At 67.0% G+C, this 20,216-nt stretch carries 11 protein-coding genes; 3 read left to right on the top strand and 8 right to left on the bottom strand.

All coding sequences use genetic code 11. The features are described from left to right. The first annotated feature begins 45 nt into the window (after nucleotides 1-45). Nucleotides 46-510 (top strand): response regulator, encoded by a 465-nt coding sequence (locus tag G524_RS15230; protein ID WP_051220966.1) that lies wholly within the window; start codon nucleotides 46-48, stop codon nucleotides 508-510. Here the strand turns inward: G524_RS15230 and G524_RS15235 are convergent. Beyond that, a complete protein-coding gene (locus G524_RS15235) occupies nucleotides 507-2,195 on the bottom strand; it encodes an acyl-CoA dehydrogenase family protein (RefSeq protein ID WP_051220967.1) in 1,689 nt (562 codons plus the stop codon). The two genes, G524_RS15230 and G524_RS15235, sit on opposite strands and share 4 nt — an antisense overlap. 400 nt (nucleotides 2,196-2,595) lie before the next feature. On the opposite strand from G524_RS15235, the gene G524_RS0107035 reads away from it, so the two are divergent. Beyond that, on the top strand, nucleotides 2,596-5,910 hold the full coding sequence (locus G524_RS0107035; protein WP_036857602.1) for a TonB-dependent receptor domain-containing protein: 3,315 nt from the start codon (nucleotides 2,596-2,598) through the stop codon (nucleotides 5,908-5,910). A 72-nt stretch (nucleotides 5,911-5,982) separates the two neighbouring features. Here G524_RS0107035 and G524_RS0107040 read toward each other — a convergent pair whose 3' ends face one another. The 7 genes from G524_RS0107040 to G524_RS0107070 all read right to left on the bottom strand — a co-directional run bounded on the left by G524_RS0107040 (nucleotide 5,983) and on the right by G524_RS0107070 (nucleotide 17,978). Further along, entirely contained in the window at nucleotides 5,983-7,149 is a 1,167-nt protein-coding gene (locus tag G524_RS0107040) for an acyl-CoA dehydrogenase family protein (RefSeq protein ID WP_027443084.1), read from the bottom strand. Between the two features lie 66 nt (nucleotides 7,150-7,215). Then, nucleotides 7,216-9,036, bottom strand: coding sequence for a glycogen debranching protein GlgX (gene glgX / locus G524_RS15240; RefSeq protein WP_051220968.1), 1,821 nt, complete (start codon nucleotides 9,034-9,036; stop codon nucleotides 7,216-7,218). Beyond that, nucleotides 9,033-10,664, bottom strand: a complete 1,632-nt coding sequence (locus tag G524_RS0107050) for an alpha-D-glucose phosphate-specific phosphoglucomutase (RefSeq protein ID WP_027443085.1) — start codon at nucleotides 10,662-10,664, stop codon at nucleotides 9,033-9,035. Before G524_RS0107050 ends, glgX begins: the two co-directional genes overlap by 4 nt. After that, nucleotides 10,661-12,109, bottom strand: a complete 1,449-nt coding sequence (gene glgA / locus G524_RS0107055; protein WP_027443086.1) for a glycogen synthase GlgA — start codon at nucleotides 12,107-12,109, stop codon at nucleotides 10,661-10,663. The genes G524_RS0107050 and glgA overlap by 4 nt, the downstream gene beginning before the upstream one ends. A gap of 7 nt (nucleotides 12,110-12,116) precedes the next feature. Next, a complete protein-coding gene (gene glgC / locus G524_RS0107060; RefSeq protein ID WP_027443087.1) occupies nucleotides 12,117-13,376 on the bottom strand; it encodes a glucose-1-phosphate adenylyltransferase in 1,260 nt (419 codons plus the stop codon). A 28-nt stretch (nucleotides 13,377-13,404) separates the two neighbouring features. Continuing rightward, entirely contained in the window at nucleotides 13,405-15,567 is a 2,163-nt protein-coding gene (gene glgB, locus G524_RS0107065) for a 1,4-alpha-glucan branching protein GlgB (RefSeq protein ID WP_027443088.1), read from the bottom strand. Continuing rightward, on the bottom strand, nucleotides 15,564-17,978 hold the full coding sequence (locus G524_RS0107070; protein ID WP_027443089.1) for a glycogen/starch/alpha-glucan phosphorylase: 2,415 nt from the start codon (nucleotides 17,976-17,978) through the stop codon (nucleotides 15,564-15,566). Before G524_RS0107070 ends, glgB begins: the two co-directional genes overlap by 4 nt. A gap of 236 nt (nucleotides 17,979-18,214) precedes the next feature. Between G524_RS0107070 and malQ the strand changes: the two genes are divergently transcribed. Continuing rightward, on the top strand, nucleotides 18,215-20,212 hold the full coding sequence (gene malQ / locus G524_RS0107075) for a 4-alpha-glucanotransferase (RefSeq protein WP_027443090.1): 1,998 nt from the start codon (nucleotides 18,215-18,217) through the stop codon (nucleotides 20,210-20,212). Nucleotides 20,213-20,216 lie beyond the last annotated feature (4 nt).

A 20,216-nucleotide genomic window follows, 5' to 3' on the forward strand; every position in this document is an offset into this window, starting at 1 on the left:
GGTTAACAACACGGGTGAAACCCGTCACCAAGCAAGGCCCCTGCCATGGCCCGCATATTGATTGCCGATGATGATGAACTGATCGCCGAACGCGCCAGCGAGGTGCTGATCGATGCCGGCCATGCCTGCGGCTGGGTCACCAGCGCCGCGGCGGCGTGGATGTGCGTGCGGCGCAAGCGGCCCGATATCCTGCTGCTCGACCATGCCATGCCGGGCGAGAGCGGGATGACCTTGCTCGGCCGCCTGCGCCGCTCGCCACTGCTCTATGATCTGCCGGTGATCATGTTCACCGCCTTGAGCGGCGAGGAGGACGAGGCCCAGGCGATCTTTGCCGGGGCGCAGGATTTCATCCGCAAGCCGTTTGAACCGGCCGAACTGGTGCGCAAGGTGACGCGGATGCTGCGCCTGCGCGCCGGTCGCCCGCGCCACATCGATCTGCGCACCGCGGTGATGACCCCGCCGCAAAGCGCGCCAGGGGCCATCGCGGCGGGCGCGCGCCGGTTGCTCTAGGCCGCGCGCTCGGCGGGAGCGGCTGGGACCGTTGCCGCCGCCTGCCCCTGACCCGCCAAGAGCCCGCGCGCGATCACCTGTGCCTGGATTTCCGCTGTGCCTTCAAAGATGTTGAGGATGCGCGCGTCGCACAGCACCCGGCTGATCGGGTATTCGAGCGCATAGCCATTGCCGCCGTGGATCTGCACCGCATTGTCGGCAGCGCTCCAGGCGGCGCGCGCGGCGATGAGCTTGGCCATTCCGGCCTCGATGTCGCAGCGCACCGCGCGGTCCTTGGCACGGGCGGCGGCATAGGTCAGCTCGCGCGCCAGCACGGTTTCCACCACCATCAGCGCCAGCTTGTCGGCAATGCGGGGAAAGCTGATCAGCGGCGCGCCGAACTGGTGGCGGCCGAGCGCATAGTCGCGGGCAAGATCAAAGGCATTCCAGGCAACCCCGATCGCGCGCGCCGCGGTCTGGATGCGCGCGCCTTCAAAGGTGCGCATCAGCTGCTTGAACCCCTGCCCCTCGACCCCGCCGAGCAGGCCATCGGCCGCCACGGCAAAGCCATCGAGCCCGAGCGCATATTCCTTCATCCCGCGATAGCCGAGCACCGGGATCTCGCTTCCGGAAATGCCGGGATCGGGAAAGGGATCGCACTCAGTCCCGCGGGTCTTGGCGGCAAGCAGCATCGACAGGCCGGCATGGCCCGGCGCGGCTGGATCGGTGCGCACCAGCATGGTCATGAGGTCAGCCCGGGCGGCGTGGGTGATCCAGGTCTTGGCCCCCGTCACCCGCCAGCTGCCATCGGCCTGCCGCTCGGCGCGGGTGCGCACCGCGGCCAGATCAGAGCCGGTGTCAGGCTCGGTGAACACCGCCGTGGGCAGGCAGGTGCCATCGGCGATGCGCGGCAGCCAGCGCTCCTGCTGGGCGCGGGTGCCATTGGCGCTGATGAGCTCGCCCGCGATCTCCGCCCTTGTGCCGAGGCTGCCGGCGCAGATCCACCCGCGCGACAATTCCTCCGAGACCACCGCCATGGCGAGCTTGCCAAGGCCAAGCCCGCCATGCTCGGCCGGAATGCAAATGCCGAACACGCCGAGTGCGGCCATGGCGGCGATCACCTCCTCGGGGATCAGCGCATCGGCAAGGTGCCAGGCATGGGCATGGGGGGTGATTTCCGCCGCGGTAAAGGCGCGCAGCTCGGCGCGGATGAGATCGAGCGTCTCATCGCCAAGCGCCTCGTGCGGCCGTGCGCCCTCGGCGAGCAGCGCGGCGAGCGCGGCGCGGCTTTCGGGTGTGCTGCCCTCAGCCAGGAAGTGCGCAACCGCAGGTTCGGCGGCAAGCGCGCGCGCCTCGGCTTCGCAGCCGAAGGCCGCCGGGCGCACGATCTCGCTCGCGCTCATCGGCAGGCCGTGGACGATCTGGCCGAGATATTCGCCCATGCCGATGCGCAGCACCAGCGCCTCGAGCGTGCCGAAACTGCCCAGCGCGGCCGCACGGGCGGCCCAGTCGAGCCCCGCCTCGAGCATCGCGAGCGTCGCGGCGAGCCAGGCATAGCCGTGGACGGCGTGCTGCGCGCGGCCAAGCAGGGCCGGATCGGGCGTGCCTTGCGGCGCGAGCTCGGCGCGCAACCTGCTGCGCACGGTTTCGGCATAGGCATGGGCGGCGCCAAGCGCGGCGCGCGCGGGGGCAAGCTCGTCGGTCATGCCCGCCTGCTAGCAGAGCTGCAAGGCCAAGGCGAACCCCTCAAAAGTGGCCGCACGTCCCGCATCCCCCCCCGGGCGCACCCGGCGAATTGTTGCTTTGAGGTGACAGGCTTACAGCAAAGTTCTTCTGTTCTCGATGCAGCGCCAGTGTTGGGTTACATCTGAAAACGCAGGTCTATAGTCTATCTCCAAACATAAGTGCGTAAGCACGCGCACAAAAGGTTCGGCGACAGGGGACGCTCTGTTCGACGGACTGCGTAAAGAGCAGGCGGAACCACCGAAAGCCCACAGGCGTTGGCTTTGCCATGTCTCCGCAGGATTTCGGTAGTTCATTCGTGTGAATTTCGGCGCCACAAAAGCACCGACCTTTTGAATATTTCCAATAAATACGAGGATCCTTATGCGCTTTTCCAAAGTTAGCTTTCGCTCTCTAAACACGGTTTCTTGCGCAGCACTTGCCACATCAATTCTGCTTTCCGTTGCTGTTCCATCGGTGGCGAAGGCGCAAGACAACCTTGCTGAGGCGGAAGCTGCCGAAGCCGAGGGCGAGGCTGCCCAGCAGATCGTCGTTACCGGATCGCGCATCGTGCGCGATCCCAATGCCACAGCGCCGCTGCCGATCAGCACGCTTGATGCTCAGGATTTGCGCAATTTCGGTTCGACCGACATCACCGCGGCCCTGCGCCAAATCCCGGCCCTCATCTCCTCGGGCACCGTGGCGGACTCGCTCGAGCGCGGCGCCGGGGGGGTCGGTCAGGCAACTCTCAATCTGCGCCAGCTCGGCGCCAACCGGACGCTGGTGCTGGTCGATGGCTGGCGTCACGTCTCGGGTGTCGCGGGCTCGCAGACCGTCGACGTGGCAACCATCCCCAATGCTCTGGTCGAGCGGGTCGAAGTGCTCACCGGCGGGGCATCGGCCGTCTATGGTGCGGACGCTGTTACCGGTGTGGTCAACTATGTGCTCAAGCGCGACTTCGAGGGTCTCACCCTTGATGGCCAAATGGGCATTTCTTCCAAAGGCGATGGACGCAGCGCCCGGATCGAGGGGGTTTACGGCAAGAATTTTGCCGAGGGGCGCGGCAATGTGACCTTCGCTGCCGGCTACACCAAGGATAACGAGATTCTCTTCGGCGCGCGTGAATTCACCCGCAATAATGGTCGGGGCAACAATTCGACCACCTATGCCAACCCGCTCAAGCGCTTCCAGCGGGGTGATATCAATCCGGCAACCATGCCGAACTTCGCCGATCGCTATCGCGTCGGTGGCCCTGGCGTTTTCCCCTACGGTCCGGTCATCCCCTCCCCTGCCTTGGTCAGCATCCTGTTTCCGGGGGGGATCACTGCGGCCGAGCAGGCGCTGGTGGATCGGGCTGCCAACGCCCCTGCATTCGTGATTGGGGCCGACCCGCGCTTTGCCATCTCGAGCAATGCCGGGCTGGTGTTCCGGCGTGATTTCGGTTTCTTCAATGCGGATATCAACAACAACGGCATTCCTGACTGCGACGAGAGCTATATCGGCCAGACCGGCTTTGGCGGTGGCGGCTGCTATGTGACCACGCCCAATGGCGGCGTCAGGATCTTCCAGGATGGCATCATCTCTACCGATTCCAACCAGTTCGGTGGCGATGGGGCGGTCGAGCGCACCAACGAGACCTCGCTCATTCCCGGCTCGGAACGGATCTATGCCAATTTGCGGGGAAGCTACGAGTTTTCCAGCGCCGCGCGGGTGTGGTTCGATGCCAAGTATTCCCGCAACGATGCGATCAGCCGGAACAACTACAACACCTTCTACGATAGCCTGCTGATTTTCGCAGACAATCCCTTCATCCCCGACGTGTTGCGCGCCGATGCCAACGAAGCACGCGGGCTGCGCATCAGCCGCGACTTTCTTGACCTTGGAGAAGGCATCTCCGAATCGCGGCGCCAGACCTACCGTATCGTCGGCGGGATCGACGGCGAGATCACCCCGCACCTGCGCTATGAACTGGTTGGCAATTATGGTCGCACCGACAACCGGACAACCAACCACAACTCGGTGCTCTATGACCGCCTGTTCGCAGCGATTGATGTTGTGACCAATCCGGCCAATGGCCAACCCATCTGCCGCTCGACGCTGAACCCGTCCGCCGCGCCGCACCCCGGGTCACAGTTCTTCCCCGTCATCCGTGGGGGCTTTTTCACTTTCACGCCGGGGGCAAACAGCGGCTGCGTGCCGGTCAACCTGTTCCGCGGGGTCAATTCGGTAACACCCGAGGCGGTCGAATGGATCACCACCCCCACCACCGACAGGGCAAGGCTTGAGCAGACTGTCGTCACCGGCCTGCTCAATGGCGATACCGGGGGCTTCTTCAACCTGCCCGGTGGTGCGGTGCAGTTCTCGCTGGGTGCGGAATACCGCAAGGAGACCTCGCGCAGCACATTCGATCCGCTCGTTCTTGGTCTCTTGCCGGAAGGCTCGCCTGCCGGCCCGGCCGGAACCTTCATCGGCACGGTCTCGAGCAACCAGTCTCTGATTTTTGACGCCACCCGGACGCTCAATGCCGGCGGCTCCTTCGACGTCGCCGAGGTCTTTGGCGAGATCTTAGTGCCGATCCTGCGCGACGAACCGTTCTTCCATGAACTGAGCATCGGCGCGGCAGGCCGCTATGCCGACTATTCGACCGTGGGCGGGACCTTCACCTGGAATGTCAATGGAATCTGGGCACCGCTTCCCGACCTGCGCTTGCGGGGCACCTATGCCCGGGCGATCCGGGCACCCAATATTGCCGAATTGTTCAGCCCCGAGCAAACGGCCTTCTTCCGCCCCGCTGACCCGTGCAGCCAGTCGCTGATCGACAACCTGATCGCCAACAACGATCCGGCCGCGCAGAACCGGCTCAACAATTGCCGCGCCGATGGCATTCCTGCTGGCTATGAGGACCCGCTCACGGCCCGTTTCGCCGGCGTTTCGGGCGGCAACCCCAACCTCAAGGAAGAGACGGCGACCACCTTCACCGCGGGGGCGGTGCTGCAACCACGGTTCATCCCCGGGCTGACGCTTTCGGCGGACTACTATTCGATCCAGATCGATGATGCGATTGCGGCGGTCTCGGCGCAGGACATCGTCAACAATTGCTACGACCTGCCGACGTTCCCCAACGACTTCTGCGCGCTGTTCAGCCGCAATCGCGATCCCAGCTCGCCGACTTTCCTGGGCTTCAACTTCCTGCGCCAGTCGCAGATCAATTTCGCCCGGCTCGATACCCGGGGGATCGATGCGCAGCTCAACTATTCCTTCAGCCTGGGGCAGAACAACTTCAACCTCGCGATCAATGGCAACTGGACCGAGCGGCTCAACCGGTTCTTCGACCCGCGTCGCCCTGACATTGCCAATCCGGGCCTGCGGGAGCTGGGTGCACCGGAGTTCTCGGGCTTCGGCAGCATCACCTGGAACCGCGGGGATTTCACGCTCAACTACGGGCTGCAGTACATTGAATCGACTGCCGTTGCGTCCGTGATCCAGATCGAGCGTATCGACTTCGAGTTTGGGCCGGCTGGCTTTGCGCCGGATTACTGGATCCACAACCTCGCCTTCTCGCTCGATGCGACCGACAACATCACCTTCTACGGTGGCATCAACAACCTGACCGACGAGGAACCCTATCTTTCCAGTTCGGCCTATCCGGTCTCGGGTCTGGGCCGCAACTTCTTCCTCGGCGTGACCGGTCGGTTCTGATTGCCCGGAGCCAGAGCAAAAAACAGGGGCGGGATGGCCTGGTGCCGTCCCGCCCCTTTGCTTGGGCCCGCGCTATTCGTGGGTGCCGAGCAGGCCGCGCGCCACCACCCAATTGTGGATCTCGCTCGGCCCGTCATAGATGCGCATGGTGCGCAGCTTGTTGCTCATCAGATAAAGCGGCAGCTCGCGGGTCATGCCCATGCCGCCATAAAGCTGCATCGCATGGTCAACGATCTTGTAGGCTTCCTCGATGCAGAAGCTCTTGATCATCGAGATTTCGCTCCTGGCATCGCGGCCCTCGTCGATCTTCCAGGCGCAGTCATAGGTCATCAGCCGCATGGCGTGGATCTTGGTTGCGGCATCGCTCACCCAGTTCTGCACCGTCTGGCGCGCGGCCAGCGGCTTGCCGAAGGTGGTGCGCTGCGGGGCATAGTCGATCATCATCTCAAGCGCGCGGCTGGCCATGCCGATCGCCCATGAGGCCATCTCGATCCGCCGGGTGCCAAGCCGCACCTGCATCGGGGCAAAGCCCTGGCCCCGCTTACCGAGGAGCTTCCAGCCCGGCACCCGGCAATCCTCGAGCGCGATCTCGTAGGTGGCGGTGCCGTCGATCATCGGGATCTTGCGGGTGACGTTGAAGCCGGGCGTGCCCTTGTCCACGAGGAAGGCCGAAATGCCATTGCGCCCGCCCGGGTTCTTGTCGGTCACCGCCATCAGGATGGTGAAATCGGCCTCGGCCCCCTTGGTGATCCAGATCTTGCGCCCGTTGATCACCCAGTCATCGCCGTCCTGCACCGCGGTGGTGGTCATCCGCGCCGGATCGGCCCCGGCGCCCGGCTCGGAAATGCCGATCGCGCTCACCGTCTCGCCGCGCACATAGGGTTCAAGATAGGCGGCGCGCTGGCGCTCATCGGCGGCGACCATCAACATCCTGAGGTTGGGCGAATCGGGCGGCAGGTAATAGGGCACGATGGTGCGGCCCAGCTCCTCACTCACCCCCACCATCGCCACCATCGGCAGGTTCATGCCGCCGACCTCCTCGGGCGCATCGAGGCCCCAAAGCCCCAGCTCGCGGCTGACGGCATCGACCTCGGCGGTTTCCTCAGGGGTGAGATAGGTGCCCAGCCCCTGGTTCTCGCGCGCGATCACCGCCGCCTCGCGCGGCAAAAGCTGATCGCGCACGAACTTGCGCACCAGGTCCTTGAGCATTGCGTGTTCTTGCGCGAGTTCGAAGTTCATGAAGGCTCCTGCTTTGGGCTTTCGTGGCGTGTTGCAGCGTGCTGACACCACAAGAAACGCGCGCTGTCACCCGCCGGATTGGGGAGCGGGCGGGAAATTCTCTTGCGCCGCGTGCGAGATCACGCGCCGGGCGCTGCGGCTGACGGTAAGGCCGGGGCGCGGCGATCCCGGCGGGGGCAGCCAGACAAAGCCATCGGTGGCAAGGTCCTCCCACTCGTGCGGCGCCAGCGGCCTGCCGGCGGGCGAAAGCCAGCGCCCGCCCTCGGGAAACCGGGCAAAGGCGTCGAGCCGCGCCGCCCGCGCCGCGGCAAGGCCGGCAACATGGGCCTCGAGCGCCGTGTCGCGTGCCTGCCAGTCGATCGGCATGTCCTGGCAATAGGCATTGTTGTTGCCCTGCTGGCTGCGGCCGCATTCATCGCCAGCGGTGAGCATGATCGTGCCGGTCGCGGCAAACAGCGTGCCGAGCAGCGCGCGCAGGTCAGCCGCACGCCGGGCCAGCACCGCCGGGTCATCGCTCGGCCCTTCGACGCCATTGTTCCACGAATGGTTCTCGGCGTGCCCGTCGCGCCCGCCCTCGCCATTGGCCTCGTTGTGGCGGTGCGCATAGGCGACGAGATCGGCAAGGGTGAAGCCATCATGCGCGGCGATGAAATTGACGCTGCGGCAATCGGCCCCGAAGATGTCGGACGAGCCGGCGATGCGGGTCGCCAGCACCCCCGCCGCCGCCGTGCCCTGCCAGAAGCGGCGCACATCATCGCGAAAGCGATCGTTCCATTCGAGCCAGCCCGCCGGAAAGCGGCCGAGCTGATAGCCGCCCGGGCCGATATCCCACGGCTCGGCGATCATCACCCGATCGGCGAGCAGGGGCTCAGCCGCCAGTTCGGCAAAGATCGGCGCCTCGGGATCGAAGCCAGGGCCGCGCGCCAGCACCGGGGCAAGATCGAAGCGGAAGCCATCCACCCCGGCGTGGCGCACGAAATGCACCAGCGCATCGATCACCAGCTGCCGCACCCAGGGCCGGGCACAGTCGAGCGTGTTGCCACAGCCGGTGTCATTGATGAGGCTGCCATCGGGGGCGCGGGCGTAGGCGTCCGCATCAAGCCCGCGCAGCGACAGGGTGCCGCCCTCGGCATCGCTTTCGCCCGTATGGTTGAAGACGAGATCGAGGATCACCCCGATCCCGGCGGCGTGGAGCGCGGCCACGGTGTTGCGCAATTCGGCGATCCCGCCCGGGCACAGGCCGGGATCGAGCGCCATCAGCGCCACCGGGTTGTAGCCCCAGCGGTTGGCAAGGCCGAGCGGCGGCAGGTGGCGCTCATCGATCCAGGCGACAATCGGCATCAGCTCGACCGCGCTGACGCACAGCCGCTTGAAGTGCGCGATCACCGCCGGGTGGGCGAGCGCGGCGATGGTGCCGCGCTGGCGCTCGGGCACCTCGGGGTGCAGCAGGGTAAAGCCGCGCACGTTGATCTCGTAGATCAGCCCGCCCCGGGCAAAGCGCGGCGGCGCGGGGGGCACCTCGGCAAGCGCGCGCGGAACGATGGCGCGCGGCACGAAAGGCGCGGTGTCAACGCCATATTGGGAAAGCTGCGGCACCTGCACGAAGCGCCGGTCAAGCTCGAGCGCATGGGGATCGACCAGCAGCTTGGCCGGATCGAACCACAGGTTCTGCGCGGGGGCATAGGCGCCGTGGGCGCGGTAGCCATAGCGCACTCCGCTACGCGCCCCCGGCACCTCGCGCACCCATGCCTCGCCCGCGCGCGCCATCGGCAGGCGGGTTTCACTCTCGCCGTCATAGAGGCACAGCTCGACCCGCTCGGCGCGCGGGGCGCGCACGGCAAAGCGCGTGCCCGAGGGGAGCACCTGCGCGCCGAGCCGGGCGCTCACGTCACCACGTCAGGCGCGCTGCGGCCGGTGTGGCGGGCGATGCGGGCAATCGCCTCGGCCGCGGCGACAAGATCGGCGAGCATGGTGGTCGTGTCGGCGGCAAGCCTGCCGCTGGGGGCCTCGTAATGCTCGAGATAGAGGCGCAAGGTCGCCCCTTCGGTGCCCGTGCCCGAAAGGCGAAAGACGATCCGCGCCCCGCCATCAAAGCGCACGCGCACCCCCTGGCGCGTGCTGACCGCGCCATCGACCGGATCGGTATAGGCAAACTGGTCGGCGGCGCTGACCGTGAGCGCGCCGAAGCGCTGGCCCGGAAGGGTGGGCAGCGCGGCCTCGAGCGCGGCCATCAGCGCCTCGGCCCGTTCGGCGGGAAGCGCCTCGTAATCATGGCGCGCATAGTAATTGCGCCCGAAGCGCGCCCAGTGTGCGCGCGCGATCTCGGCCACGGGCTTTCCCGTCACCGCAAGGATATTGAGCCACAGGAGCACCGCCCACAGCCCATCCTTCTCGCGCACGTGGTCGCTCCCCGTGCCGGCGCTTTCCTCGCCGCAGATCGTGGCAAGCCCGGCATCGAGCAGGGTGCCGAAGAACTTCCAGCCGGTGGGCGTCTCCCACAAGGGTACGCCGAGCGCCTCGGCGACGCGATCGGCCGCGGCGCTGGTGGGCATCGACCGGGCAATGCCCGCGATCCCCTCGCGATAGGCCGGGGCGAGATGGGCATTGGCGGCGAGCATGGCGAGCGAATCGGAGGGGGTGACGAACAGCCCCTTGCCGATGATGAGATTGCGATCGCCATCCCCGTCGGAGGCCGCGCCGAGAGTGGGCGCCGCATCGGACATCATCAGGTCATAAAGCGCGCGTGCATGGACGAGATTGGGATCGGGGTGATGCCCGCCAAAATCCTCGCGCGGCACGCCATTGCGCACCGTGCCGGGGGCAAAGCCGAGGCGCTGCTCGAAGATCTCGCTGGCATAGGGCCCGGTCACCGCATGCATGGCATCGAAGGCCAAGGTCAGCCGCCCGGCGGCCACCGCGGCGCGGATCGCCTCGAAATCGAACAGGCGCTCCATCAGCGCGGCATAGTCGGCCACCGGATCGATCACCTCGACCAGCATCTCGCCCACCCGCGCCGTGCCGATGCGGTCAAGATCGATATCGGGCGCGTCCACCGCCAGCCAGCGGGTGATTTCCATGGTGCGCGCGTGGATCGCCTCGGTCACCGCCTCGGGCGCGGGGCCGCCATTGGCGATATTGTACTTGATGCCGAAATCGCCCTCCGGCCCGCCCGGATTGTGGCTGGCTGAAAGGATGAGCCCGCCGCTCGCGCCATGCTTGCGGATCACGTGGCTGGCCGCCGGCGTTGAAAGGATGCCGCCCCGGCCCACCAGCAGGCGGGCATAGCCATTGGCCGCCGCCATGCGGATCGCCTGGTTGATCACCGCGCGGTTGTGATAGCGCCCGTCCCCGCCGATCACCAGGGTGGCCCCGGCAGGGGGCGATGCCACATCGAACACGCTCTGGATGAAGTTTTCGGCATAATTGGGCTGCTGGAACACCGAAACCTTCTTGCGCAGGCCCGATGTGCCCGGCTTCTGCCCGGCAAAGGGCGTGGTGGGGTGGCTGATGATCATGCCCGCTCCGCCAACAGCGCGCGGTAGAGCGCGGCATAGGCCGCCCCGCTCGCGTTCCAGGAAAAATCCGCCTTCATCCCGTTCCTCTGGATCCGCCGCCAGACATCCGGGCGGGCGTAAAGCTCGATCGTGCGGTCGATCGCAAGGGCGATTGCCTCGGGCGAGACCGCGTTCATCTGTACCCCGGTGGCCACCCCGGCAGTAAGCGCGGCCGGGTTGGCATCGATCACCGTGTCAGCTAGCCCGCCGGTGCGCGCCACCACCGGAACGCAGCCATAGGCAAGGCCATAAAGCTGGGTAAGCCCGCAAGGCTCGAACCGGCTCGGCACCAGGATCGCATCGCCCCCACCCTGCATCCGGTGGGCGAGCGGCTCGTCATAGCCGATGCGCACCGCGATGCGCCCGGGATGGCGCGCCGCGGCCGCGCGCAGCGCCGCCTCGATCTCGGCATCGCCGCTGCCGAGCAGCGCCAGCCGCCCGCCAAGGGCAACGAGCTGGCCGAGCGCGCCGGGCAGGAGATCCATGCCCTTCTGCCAGGTCAGCCGGCTGATGACGATGAAGAGCGGGCCATCGTCCGGTTCGAGCGCGAATTCCTGCTCGAGCGCGCGCTTGTTCCTGGCCCGCGCGGCAAGGCGCGCGGCGGTGTAGCGGGCGGCAAGGTGCGGATCGCGCGCCGGGTTCCACTGCGCGGTGTCGATCCCGTTGAGAATGCCGTGCACCCGCCCCGCGCGCGCCAGCACCACGCCTTCTAGCCCCATGCCAAATTCGACGCTGCGGATCTCGCGCGCATAGGTGGGGCTCACCGTGGTGATCGCATCAGCAAGCTGCATCCCGGCCTTGAGAAAGCCGACCCCGCCATAGCTTTCGACCCCATCGAGCGCCCAGGCCGCATCCGGCAGGCCCAGCGCGCCAAAGATCTCGGCGGGAAAATAGCCCTGGAAGGCCATGTTGTGGATGGTCATCACGCTGGGCACGGCGCGGGCGTGGAGGAAGGCAAGATAGGCGGGCACCAGCCCGGCCTGCCAGTCATGGGCATGGACGAGATCGAAGCGCCCGGCCGCGGTCTTTGCGCAGGCAATATCCGCCGCAGCCCGGGCAAAGGCGGCAAAGCGGCGCCAATTGTCGGCCCAGTCGCGCCCGGCGGCATCGGCATAGGGCCCGCCCTCGCGCGCAAACAGGTCCGGGGCATCGAGCACCAGCAGCTGGTGATCGCCAAGCCGCCCCTCGAGCAGCCGCGCCGGGGAGCCGAGCAGCGCGTCCCATTGCCCCAGCACCCGCGGCCGCTTTAGCGCCGCGCGCACCGCAGGATAACCGGGCAGGAGCGTGGTGACCGCAATGCCCTCGGCCGCGAGCGCGGCAGGAAGCGCGCCGGCAACATCGGCAAGCCCGCCGGTCTTGACCAGCGGCGCGGCCTCCGAGGCAACCGAGAGCACCCGCACGGCCATTGCCTCCCTAAAGCCGCGCCATCATGTCGCGGGTGACGAGCACCACGCCCTTGTCCGAGACGCGGAAGCGCCGCGCATCCTCCACCGGGTCCTCACCGATCACCATGCCTTCGGGGATGCGCACGCCCGAATCGATGATCACGCGGGAAAGGCGCGCCCCGCGTCCGATGTTGCAATAGGGCAGGATCACCGCCTCGCGCACCCGCGCATAGCTGCCCACCTTGACCCCGGTGAACAAGAGGCTGCGCCAGACTTCCGAGCCCGAGACGATGCAATCGCCCGAGACCAGCGAGGAGACCGCATGGCCGCGCCGCCCATCCTCGTCATGGACGAACTTGGCCGGGGCGGCGACCACGGCATCGGTCCAGATCGGCCAGTCGCGATCATAAAGATTGAGCTTGGGCACGGTGTCGGTGAGATCGAGATTGGCCTCGAAATAGGCATCGAGCGTGCCGACATCGCGCCAATATTCCTCGATCTCCTCGGCTGCGCGGATGCAGCTGGTGGTGAAGCGATGCGCCACCGCCTTGCCGTGCCGGACGATGTAGGGGATGATGTCGCGCCCGAAATCGCGCTTGGAATGGAGGTCTGCGGCATCGCGTTCGAGCTGATCGAACAGGAAGCTGGTGTTGAACACATAGATCCCCATCGAGGCGAGCGCCATCTCGGGATTTCCGGGAATGCCGGGGGGATCGGCGGGCTTTTCGACAAAGGCGGTGATGGTGTCATCGGCATCGACCTGCATCACCCCAAACCCGCTCGCCTCGTGCCGCGGCACCACCAGGCAACCCACGGTCACATCCGCGCCCGAATTGACATGCTGCTGGAGCATCAATTCATAATCCATCTTGTAGATGTGATCGCCCGCGAGGATCACCATGTAGCGCGGATCGTGGCTGGCGATGATGTCGATGTTCTGGAACACCGCATCGGCCGTGCCTTCATACCATTGATGCTCCGAAACGCGCTGGCTGGCGGGCAGGATGTCGAAGCTCTCGTTGCGTTCGGGGCGCATGAAGTTCCAGGCGCGCTGCATGTGGCGGATCAGCGAATGGGCCTTGTACTGCGTGGCAACGCCGATGCGGCGAATGCCCGAGTTGATGGCGTTGGACAGGGCAAAATCGATGATCCTGGTCTTGCCGCCGAAATAGACCGCGGGCTTGGCGCGCCGGTCGGTCAGCTCCATCAGGCGGCTGCCGCGCCCGCCGGCGAGCACATAGGCCATGGCCTCGCGCGCCAATGGCCGTCCAGAGGTTCTTTCCTGCATCCCAACTCTCCCCAGAGCCTGTGTGGCCTTATCCGGTAAATTGCAGCATTATCGTGGCAAGCGGCGGCAGCACCAGGCGGGCTTCGCCGCCTTGCGCGATCACCTGGCCAAGGTTCCCCTGCCCGCTGCCGCCATAGTGGGCGGCATCGCTGTTGAGCACCTCGGCCCACACCCCGTCATGCGGCAAGGGCACGCGGTAGGCGCGGTGAAGCTGCGGGGTGAAATTGGCGATCACCGCCACCGGCGCCGCACCGGGGGCAAGGCGCAGCCAGGCGAACACAGAATTGTCGGCATCATCGGCAATCAGCCAGCGGAAGCCCTCCGGCTCGCAGTCGCGCGCGTGCAGCGCCGGGGTGGTGCGGTAAAGGCGGTTGCAATCGCGCACCAGCGCCTGGATGCCGCGGTGCGCAGGCGCATCGAGCAAGTCCCAGTCGAGCGCGCGCGCCTCGCTCCATTCGCGGCGCTGGGCAAATTCCTGCCCCATGAACAGCAGCTTCTTGCCGGGATAGCCCCACATCATCGCATAGTAAGCGCGCAGGTTGGCAAATTGCTGCCAGTCATCGCCGCTCATCTTGGCGATCAGGCTGCCCTTGCCGTGCACCACCTCATCGTGGCTCAGGGGCAGTACGAAGTTTTCCGAAAAGGCATAGACGAGCCCGAAGGTGATCTCGTTGTGGTGGTATTTGCGGTGCACCGGATCGCGGCCCATGTAGGCGAGCGTATCGTGCATGAAGCCCATGTTCCACTTGAACCCGAAGCCGAGATTGCTGCGCGGGCCATCTTCGTGGGCGGGATGGGAGACGCCGGGCCAGGCGGTCGATTCCTCGGCGATGGTGAAGATGCCGGGATGGGCGGCATAGAGCGCGCGGTTGGCAGCGCGCATGAACTCCACCGCCTCCCAGTTCTCGCGCCCCCCCTCGGCATTGGGGATCCACGCGCCCTCGGGGCGGGAATAGTCGCGGTAGAGCATCGAGGCCACCGCATCGACCCTGAGGCCATCGACATGATAGTGCTCGGCCCAGAACAGCGCGTTGTTGACGAGGAAGGCGCGCACCTCGCGCCGCCCGAAATTGTAGATCGCGGTGTGCCAATCGGGGTGAAAGCCGAGGCGCGGGTCCTCGTGCTCGTAGAGCGCCGTGCCGTCAAACCGGGCAAGGCCGTGTTCGTCCATCGGGAAATGCGCCGGCACCCAATCGATGATCACCCCGATCCCGGCCCTATGCGCGCCATCGACGAAGCGGGCAAAGCCCGCGACATCGCCAAAGCGCGCCGTGGGGGCATAAAGCCCGGTGGTCTGATAGCCCCAGCTTGGATCATAGGGATGCTCGGAGATCGGCAGGAACTCGATATGGGTAAAGCCCATGTCCACGACATAGGGGATGAGCCGCTCGGCAAGCGCGTCCCAGCTCAAGAACCAGCCATTTTCATCGCGCTGCCATGATCCCGCGTGCACCTCGTAGATCGCGATCGGCGCGCGCCGCGGATCGAGGCGCGCCCAATGGGCGCGGTGGGCGCCATCGCCCCAGTCGGCCTTGCCGGGGCGGGCAACGATGCTCGCGGTCTTGGGGCGCAGCTCGCTGGCAAAGGCAAAGGGATCGGCCTTGAGCGGGAGCACAGTGCCATCACTGGCGGTGATGCGATATTTGTAGGCCGCCCCCTCGCCGATATCGGGGATGAAGATTTCCCACACCCCGATATCCACCCGCCGGCGCATCACGTGCGCGGCCGGGTTCCAGCCGTTGAAATCACCCACCAGGCTGACCAGCGCGGCATTGGGCGCCCACACGGCAAAATGCACGCCATCGCAGCCCTGGTGGGTGATGGGGTGCGCGCCGAGCTTGTCGAACAGGCGCACATGGGTGCCTTCGGCCAAGAGGAAATCATCCACCGGCCCCAGCACCGGGCCGAAGGAATAGGGATCGGTCACCCACCATTCCCGGCCCTGGCCGCGGCAGTGATAGCGCAGCGGCTTGGGCTTGCCCCGCACCCACCCCTCGAACAGCGGCCCATCGACGCGCACGAGTCGGCCCAGCCTTGCACCCTTGAGCGAGAAGGCCTCGGCCTCCTCGGCGCCGTGGAGCAATGCCCTGGCAAAGGTGCCCTGAGGGCCTTCATGCGGGCCCAGCAGCGCGAATGGATCGGCATGGGTGCCGGCAATCAGCGCCGCGATCGCCTCGGGCGGTGGCTTCACAGCACGCCCCAGATGGCTTTCGCATATTCGCGGATGGTGCGATCGGAGGAGAACCAGCCCACCCCGGCGATGTTGTGGATCGCCGCGCGGCGCCAGGCGGCCCGGTCACGCCAGCGCGCCTTCACCTCGTTCTGCGCGGCGGCGTAGGCCTCGAAATCGGCCGCCACCATGAACCAGTCCGATTGCATCAAGCCTTCCATCAGGGCGGCGTAGCGGGTGGGATCATCCGGGCTGAAGACGCCGCTGGCGATCGAGTGGACGGCCTGGGCGAGTTCCCGATTGCCCTCGATCAGCGCGCGCGGATCGTAGCCCCCGGCGCGCTTGGCCGCCACGTCCTCGGCGGTGAGGCCGAAGATCACGATGTTCTCGCGGCCGACGCGCTCCATGATCTCGATATTGGCGCCATCGAGCGTACCGATGGTGAGCGCGCCGTTGAAGGCAAACTTCATGTTGCCCGTGCCCGAGGCCTCCATGCCCGCGGTGGAGATCTGCTCGGAAAGATCGGCCGCGGGGATGATCCGCTCAGCCAGGCTGACATTGTAATTGGGGACGAACACCACCTTGAGCACCTCGCCCACGATCGGATCGGCATTGACGCGACGGGCGATGTCATTGGCGAGTTTGATGATCAGCTTGGCGTTGTGATAGCTCGGTGCGGCCTTGCCGGCAAAGATCTTGACCCGCGGCACCCAGTCGCGCTCGGGATGGCTGCGGATCTGGTCATAGAGCGCCACGGTCTCAATCAGGTTGAGAAGCTGGCGCTTGTATTCGTGGATGCGCTTGATCTGCACATCGAACAGCGCATCGGGATCGAGCCTGATGCCGATAAGCTCGCGCAGGTGGTTGGCCAGATCGACCTTGTTGGCGCGCTTGACCTCGTCCACCCGCTCGCCCAGCGCCGCATCCCCGGCAAGCGCGCCGAGCGCAGCAAGCCCTTCGGCATCCTCGAGAAAATCGCTGCCGATCGCCTCGCGGATGAGCGCGGTGAGGCGCGGATTGGCCTGGTGCAGCCAGCGGCGCGGGGTGACGCCGTTGGTCTTGTTGTTGATGCGGGTGGGATAGAGCTTGTGGAGATCGGCAAACACCGTCTCCTTCATCAGCTGGGTGTGGAGCGCGGCCACGCCATTGACCGAATGGGCGCCGACAAAGGCGAGATTGGCCATCCGCACCCGCCGCTCGCCATGCTCGTCGATCAGCGAGATCGCCGCGATCGCGGCATCGTCAAAGCCCTTGCGGCGCGCCTCGCGCAGCACCTGGGCGTTGATCGCATAGACGATCTGCATGTGCCGCGGCAGCAGCCGCTCGAACAGCGGCAGCGGCCAGCTTTCGAGCGCCTCGGGCAGGAGCGTGTGGTTGGTATAGGCGATGGTGCCTCGGGTGATGTCCCAGGCCTCATCAAAGGCAAGGCGATGGTCATCGATGAGCAGCCGCATCAGCTCGGCCACGGCGAGCGAGGGGTGGGTGTCGTTGAGCTGGATCGCCACCTTCTCGGGCAGGCTGCGCACCTCGCCGTGATATTGCACGTGGCGGCGCAGGATGTCCTGGATGCTGGCGCTGGAGAAGAAATATTCCTGCCGCAGCCGCAATTCCTGCCCGGCCGGGGTGGAATCGGCCGGATAGAGCACCCGCACCAGGCTGTCGGCGCGCACCTGCGCGGCGAGCGCCCCGGCGTGATCGCCGGCGTTGAAGGCATCGAGCCGGATCGGGTCCATGGCATTGGCGTGCCACAGCCGCAGGGTGTTGACCCGCCGGCCGCGCCAGCCCACCACCGGGGTATCGAAGGCGGTGGCCTCGATCTTCTCGGCCGGCAGCCAGCGCACCGCGCCTTCCTCGCTCACCACCTCGCCGCCAAAGCCCACGCAATAGGCGCTTTCGCGCCGCTCGAACTCCCAAGGGTTGCCATGGGCGAGCCAGGTCTCGGGGAGTTCGACCTGCCAGCCATCATCGATGCGCTGGCGGAACATGCCGTTGATGTAGCGGATGCCATAGCCATAGGCGGGGATGTCGAGGCTGGCGAGGCTCTCCATGAAGCAGGCCGCCAGCCGCCCCAGCCCGCCATTGCCGAGCGCGGCATCAGGCTCGAGCGTCTCGATCCGGGCAAGGTCAAGCCCGTGCTGGCCGAGCGCCTGCTCCATCGCCCGGGTGCAGCCGAGGTTGGAGAGGGCATCGCGCAGCAGCCGCCCGATCAGGAACTCGAGGCTGAGGTAATAGACCCGCTTGGCCCCGGCCTCGTGGGTGCGCGCCGTCGAGGCGAACCACAGGTCGATGATATCATCGCGCAGCGCCAGCACCGCGGCGTTGTACCAGTCATGCGGCTTGGCAGCGCGCTCGTTCTTGCCGACCCGGTAATGCAGCGCGGCAAGGATGCGCGCGTCAAGCTCGTCCTCCTTGCCGCTTGCGGGAATGGTCATCGCCGCTCAACTCCCTGCCCTGGCTGCGCCCTCGCCCGGCTGCGGCGCCCCCGCCACCGCTTCACGCACCGGCGAGAAACTAAGCACGCGGCTGGCCCGCCAGCAATCGCGCAAATCGCGTTTCAATCGTATTCATGCGCGCAAAGCCTGCGATTTTCCGGCTTGCCAAGCGCCGGGGGCGGGCCGATCCGTGGCACAGGCGGCCCTCCAGCGCAGTGCCGCCGGAAAGGCGCGCGATGACCCCACTTGACGAGCTGGCTGAGGCCTGCGGCCTTGCGCGCAGCTGGCGCGATGTCGAAGGGCGCGTGCACCGGGTCGGGGATGATGTGCTCGCCGCGATCCTCGCAGCGCTCGGCCATGAGACGGGCAGCGAAGCGCAGATCGCCCGCGCGCGTGTGCAGCTTGCCGCGCGCAAGGCCGCGCTGCCGCGGCTGCTGGTGGCCGATGTCGGCGAGGCGATCACCCTGCCCTTCGTCCCGGCGCGGGCCGAGATCACCGGCGCAGATGGCATCACCCGCCCGTTGCCACTTGCGGGCCGGCAAATGACGGTGCGCGCCGCCCCGGGCCATTACGACCTCGCGCTCGATCATCAGGCCCTGCGCCTGGCGGTGGCGCCGCCGGCCTGCCCCCTGCCCGATGTGCCCGACCGCCGCCCCTGGGGCGTGGCGGTGCAAATCCCGGCCTTGCGGGGCGCGCGGGCGGCGAGCCACGGCACACTCGGCGAGCTTGCCGAAGCGGCGGCGATTTTGGGGAAGGCCGGGGCCGATGCGCTGGCGATCAATCCGCTCCACGCGCTCTTTCCCGGCCATGGGCGCGCCTACAGCCCCTATTCGCCCTCGAGCCGGCTGTTCCTCAACACCGCCATGGCCGATCCGACGCTCGCCGGCCTGCCGCCGCTGCCAGCCGAGGCCGAGGTGGCAGCAGATGGAGAACTCATCGACTGGGAAGCCACCCTCCCCCGACGCCTTGCGGCGCTGCGCGCCATGTTCCGCCGGCTCGATCCGGCAATGCGCGCTGCCCTCATGCCCAGGGGCGATACGATGCTTGCGCGCCACGCGCTGTTCGATGCGCTCGATAGCCATTTTCGCCCCTCGGGCGCCCATGGCTGGCGCGATTGGCCGCGCGCCTATCACGACCCCGAAAGCCCAGCGGCGGCGCGTTTTGCCGCCGAACATGCCGAGGACATCGCCTTCCACACCTTCCTCCAGGGCCTCGCGCGGCACAGCCTTGCCGCCGCCCATGCCAGCGCGCGCGCCGCGGGCATGGCGGTGGGGCTGATCGGCGATCTTGCCGTGGGGGTTGATCCTGCGGGCAGCGATGCCTGGTCGCTGCGCCATGCCATGCTTAAGGGCCTTACCATCGGCGCGCCGCCCGATCCGCTGGGGCCGCTGGGGCAGAACTGGTCGATCACCAGCTTTTCGCCCGAGGGCCTGATCGAGACCGGCTATGCCCCCTTCCTTGCCATGCTGCGCGCAGGGTTTGCCGCGGGCGGCGGGCTGCGCATCGACCATGCCTTCGGCCTTGCCCGGCTCTGGGTCATCCCCGAAGGGGGCAGCAGCGCCGAGGGGGCCTATCTCGCCTACCCCTTTGCCGATCTGTTGCGCCTCGTCACGCTCGAGGCGCATCTGGCCGGGGCGCTGGTGATCGCCGAGGATCTCGGCACCGCGCCCGAAGGCTTCACCGCCGCGGTGAGCGCCCGGCAGATGCTGGGAATGCAGGTGCTGTGGTTTTCCCGCGCCGCCGACCATGGCTTCATCGGCGCACAGGACTATCCCGCGCGCGCCGCGGCGATGAGCGGCACGCATGACACGCCGACCATCGCCGGCTGGTGGCGCGGGCGCGATCTCGATTGGGCCGCGCGGCTCGGCCGCTTGCCCGAAGGGATGAGCCGGGCCGAGGCCGAGGCGATCCGCGACTGGGATCGCGGACTCTTGTGGTCAACCCTGAGCGGGACTCACCCCCGCCCTGCCCCCGAGGCGCCGGAAGCGGTGGTCGATGCCGCGATCGCCCATATCGGCCAAACGCCAAGCGCGCTCGCGCTCGTCACCCTCGAAGACCTGCTGGCCGAGGAAGAACAGCCCAACCTGCCCGGGACGGTGGACGAACACCCCAACTGGCGCCGCCGGCATCCCGCCCCGCTTGCGCGCCTGGTGGAACGCCCCGAGGTCGCCCGCCGCCTCGCCACGCTGCGGGCGGCAAGAAGGGCAAGGGGTGCTGAAGAAGGGGCGGGATAAGGCC

It is taken from the genome of Erythrobacter cryptus DSM 12079, assembly GCF_000422985.1.
Classification (GTDB): domain Bacteria; phylum Pseudomonadota; class Alphaproteobacteria; order Sphingomonadales; family Sphingomonadaceae; genus Erythrobacter; species Erythrobacter cryptus.

Bases quoted from the DNA above. Each gene is read 5' to 3' on its own strand.
- G524_RS0107070 (WP_027443089.1), bottom strand. From the start codon at position 17,978: ATGACCATTCCCGCAAGCGGCAAGGAGGACGAGCTTGACGCGCGCATC.
- G524_RS0107040 (WP_027443084.1), bottom strand. From the start codon at position 7,149: ATGAACTTCGAACTCGCGCAAGAACACGCAATGCTCAAGGACCTGGTG.
- glgC (WP_027443087.1), bottom strand. From the start codon at position 13,376: ATGCAGGAAAGAACCTCTGGACGGCCATTGGCGCGCGAGGCCATGGCC.
- G524_RS0107050 (WP_027443085.1), bottom strand. From the start codon at position 10,664: ATGATCATCAGCCACCCCACCACGCCCTTTGCCGGGCAGAAGCCGGGC.
- glgA (WP_027443086.1), bottom strand. From the start codon at position 12,109: ATGGCCGTGCGGGTGCTCTCGGTTGCCTCGGAGGCCGCGCCGCTGGTC.
- G524_RS15230 (WP_051220966.1), top strand. From the start codon at position 46: ATGGCCCGCATATTGATTGCCGATGATGATGAACTGATCGCCGAACGC.
- G524_RS15235 (WP_051220967.1), bottom strand. From the start codon at position 2,195: ATGACCGACGAGCTTGCCCCCGCGCGCGCCGCGCTTGGCGCCGCCCAT.
- malQ (WP_027443090.1), top strand. From the start codon at position 18,215: ATGACCCCACTTGACGAGCTGGCTGAGGCCTGCGGCCTTGCGCGCAGC.
- G524_RS0107035 (WP_036857602.1), top strand. From the start codon at position 2,596: ATGCGCTTTTCCAAAGTTAGCTTTCGCTCTCTAAACACGGTTTCTTGC.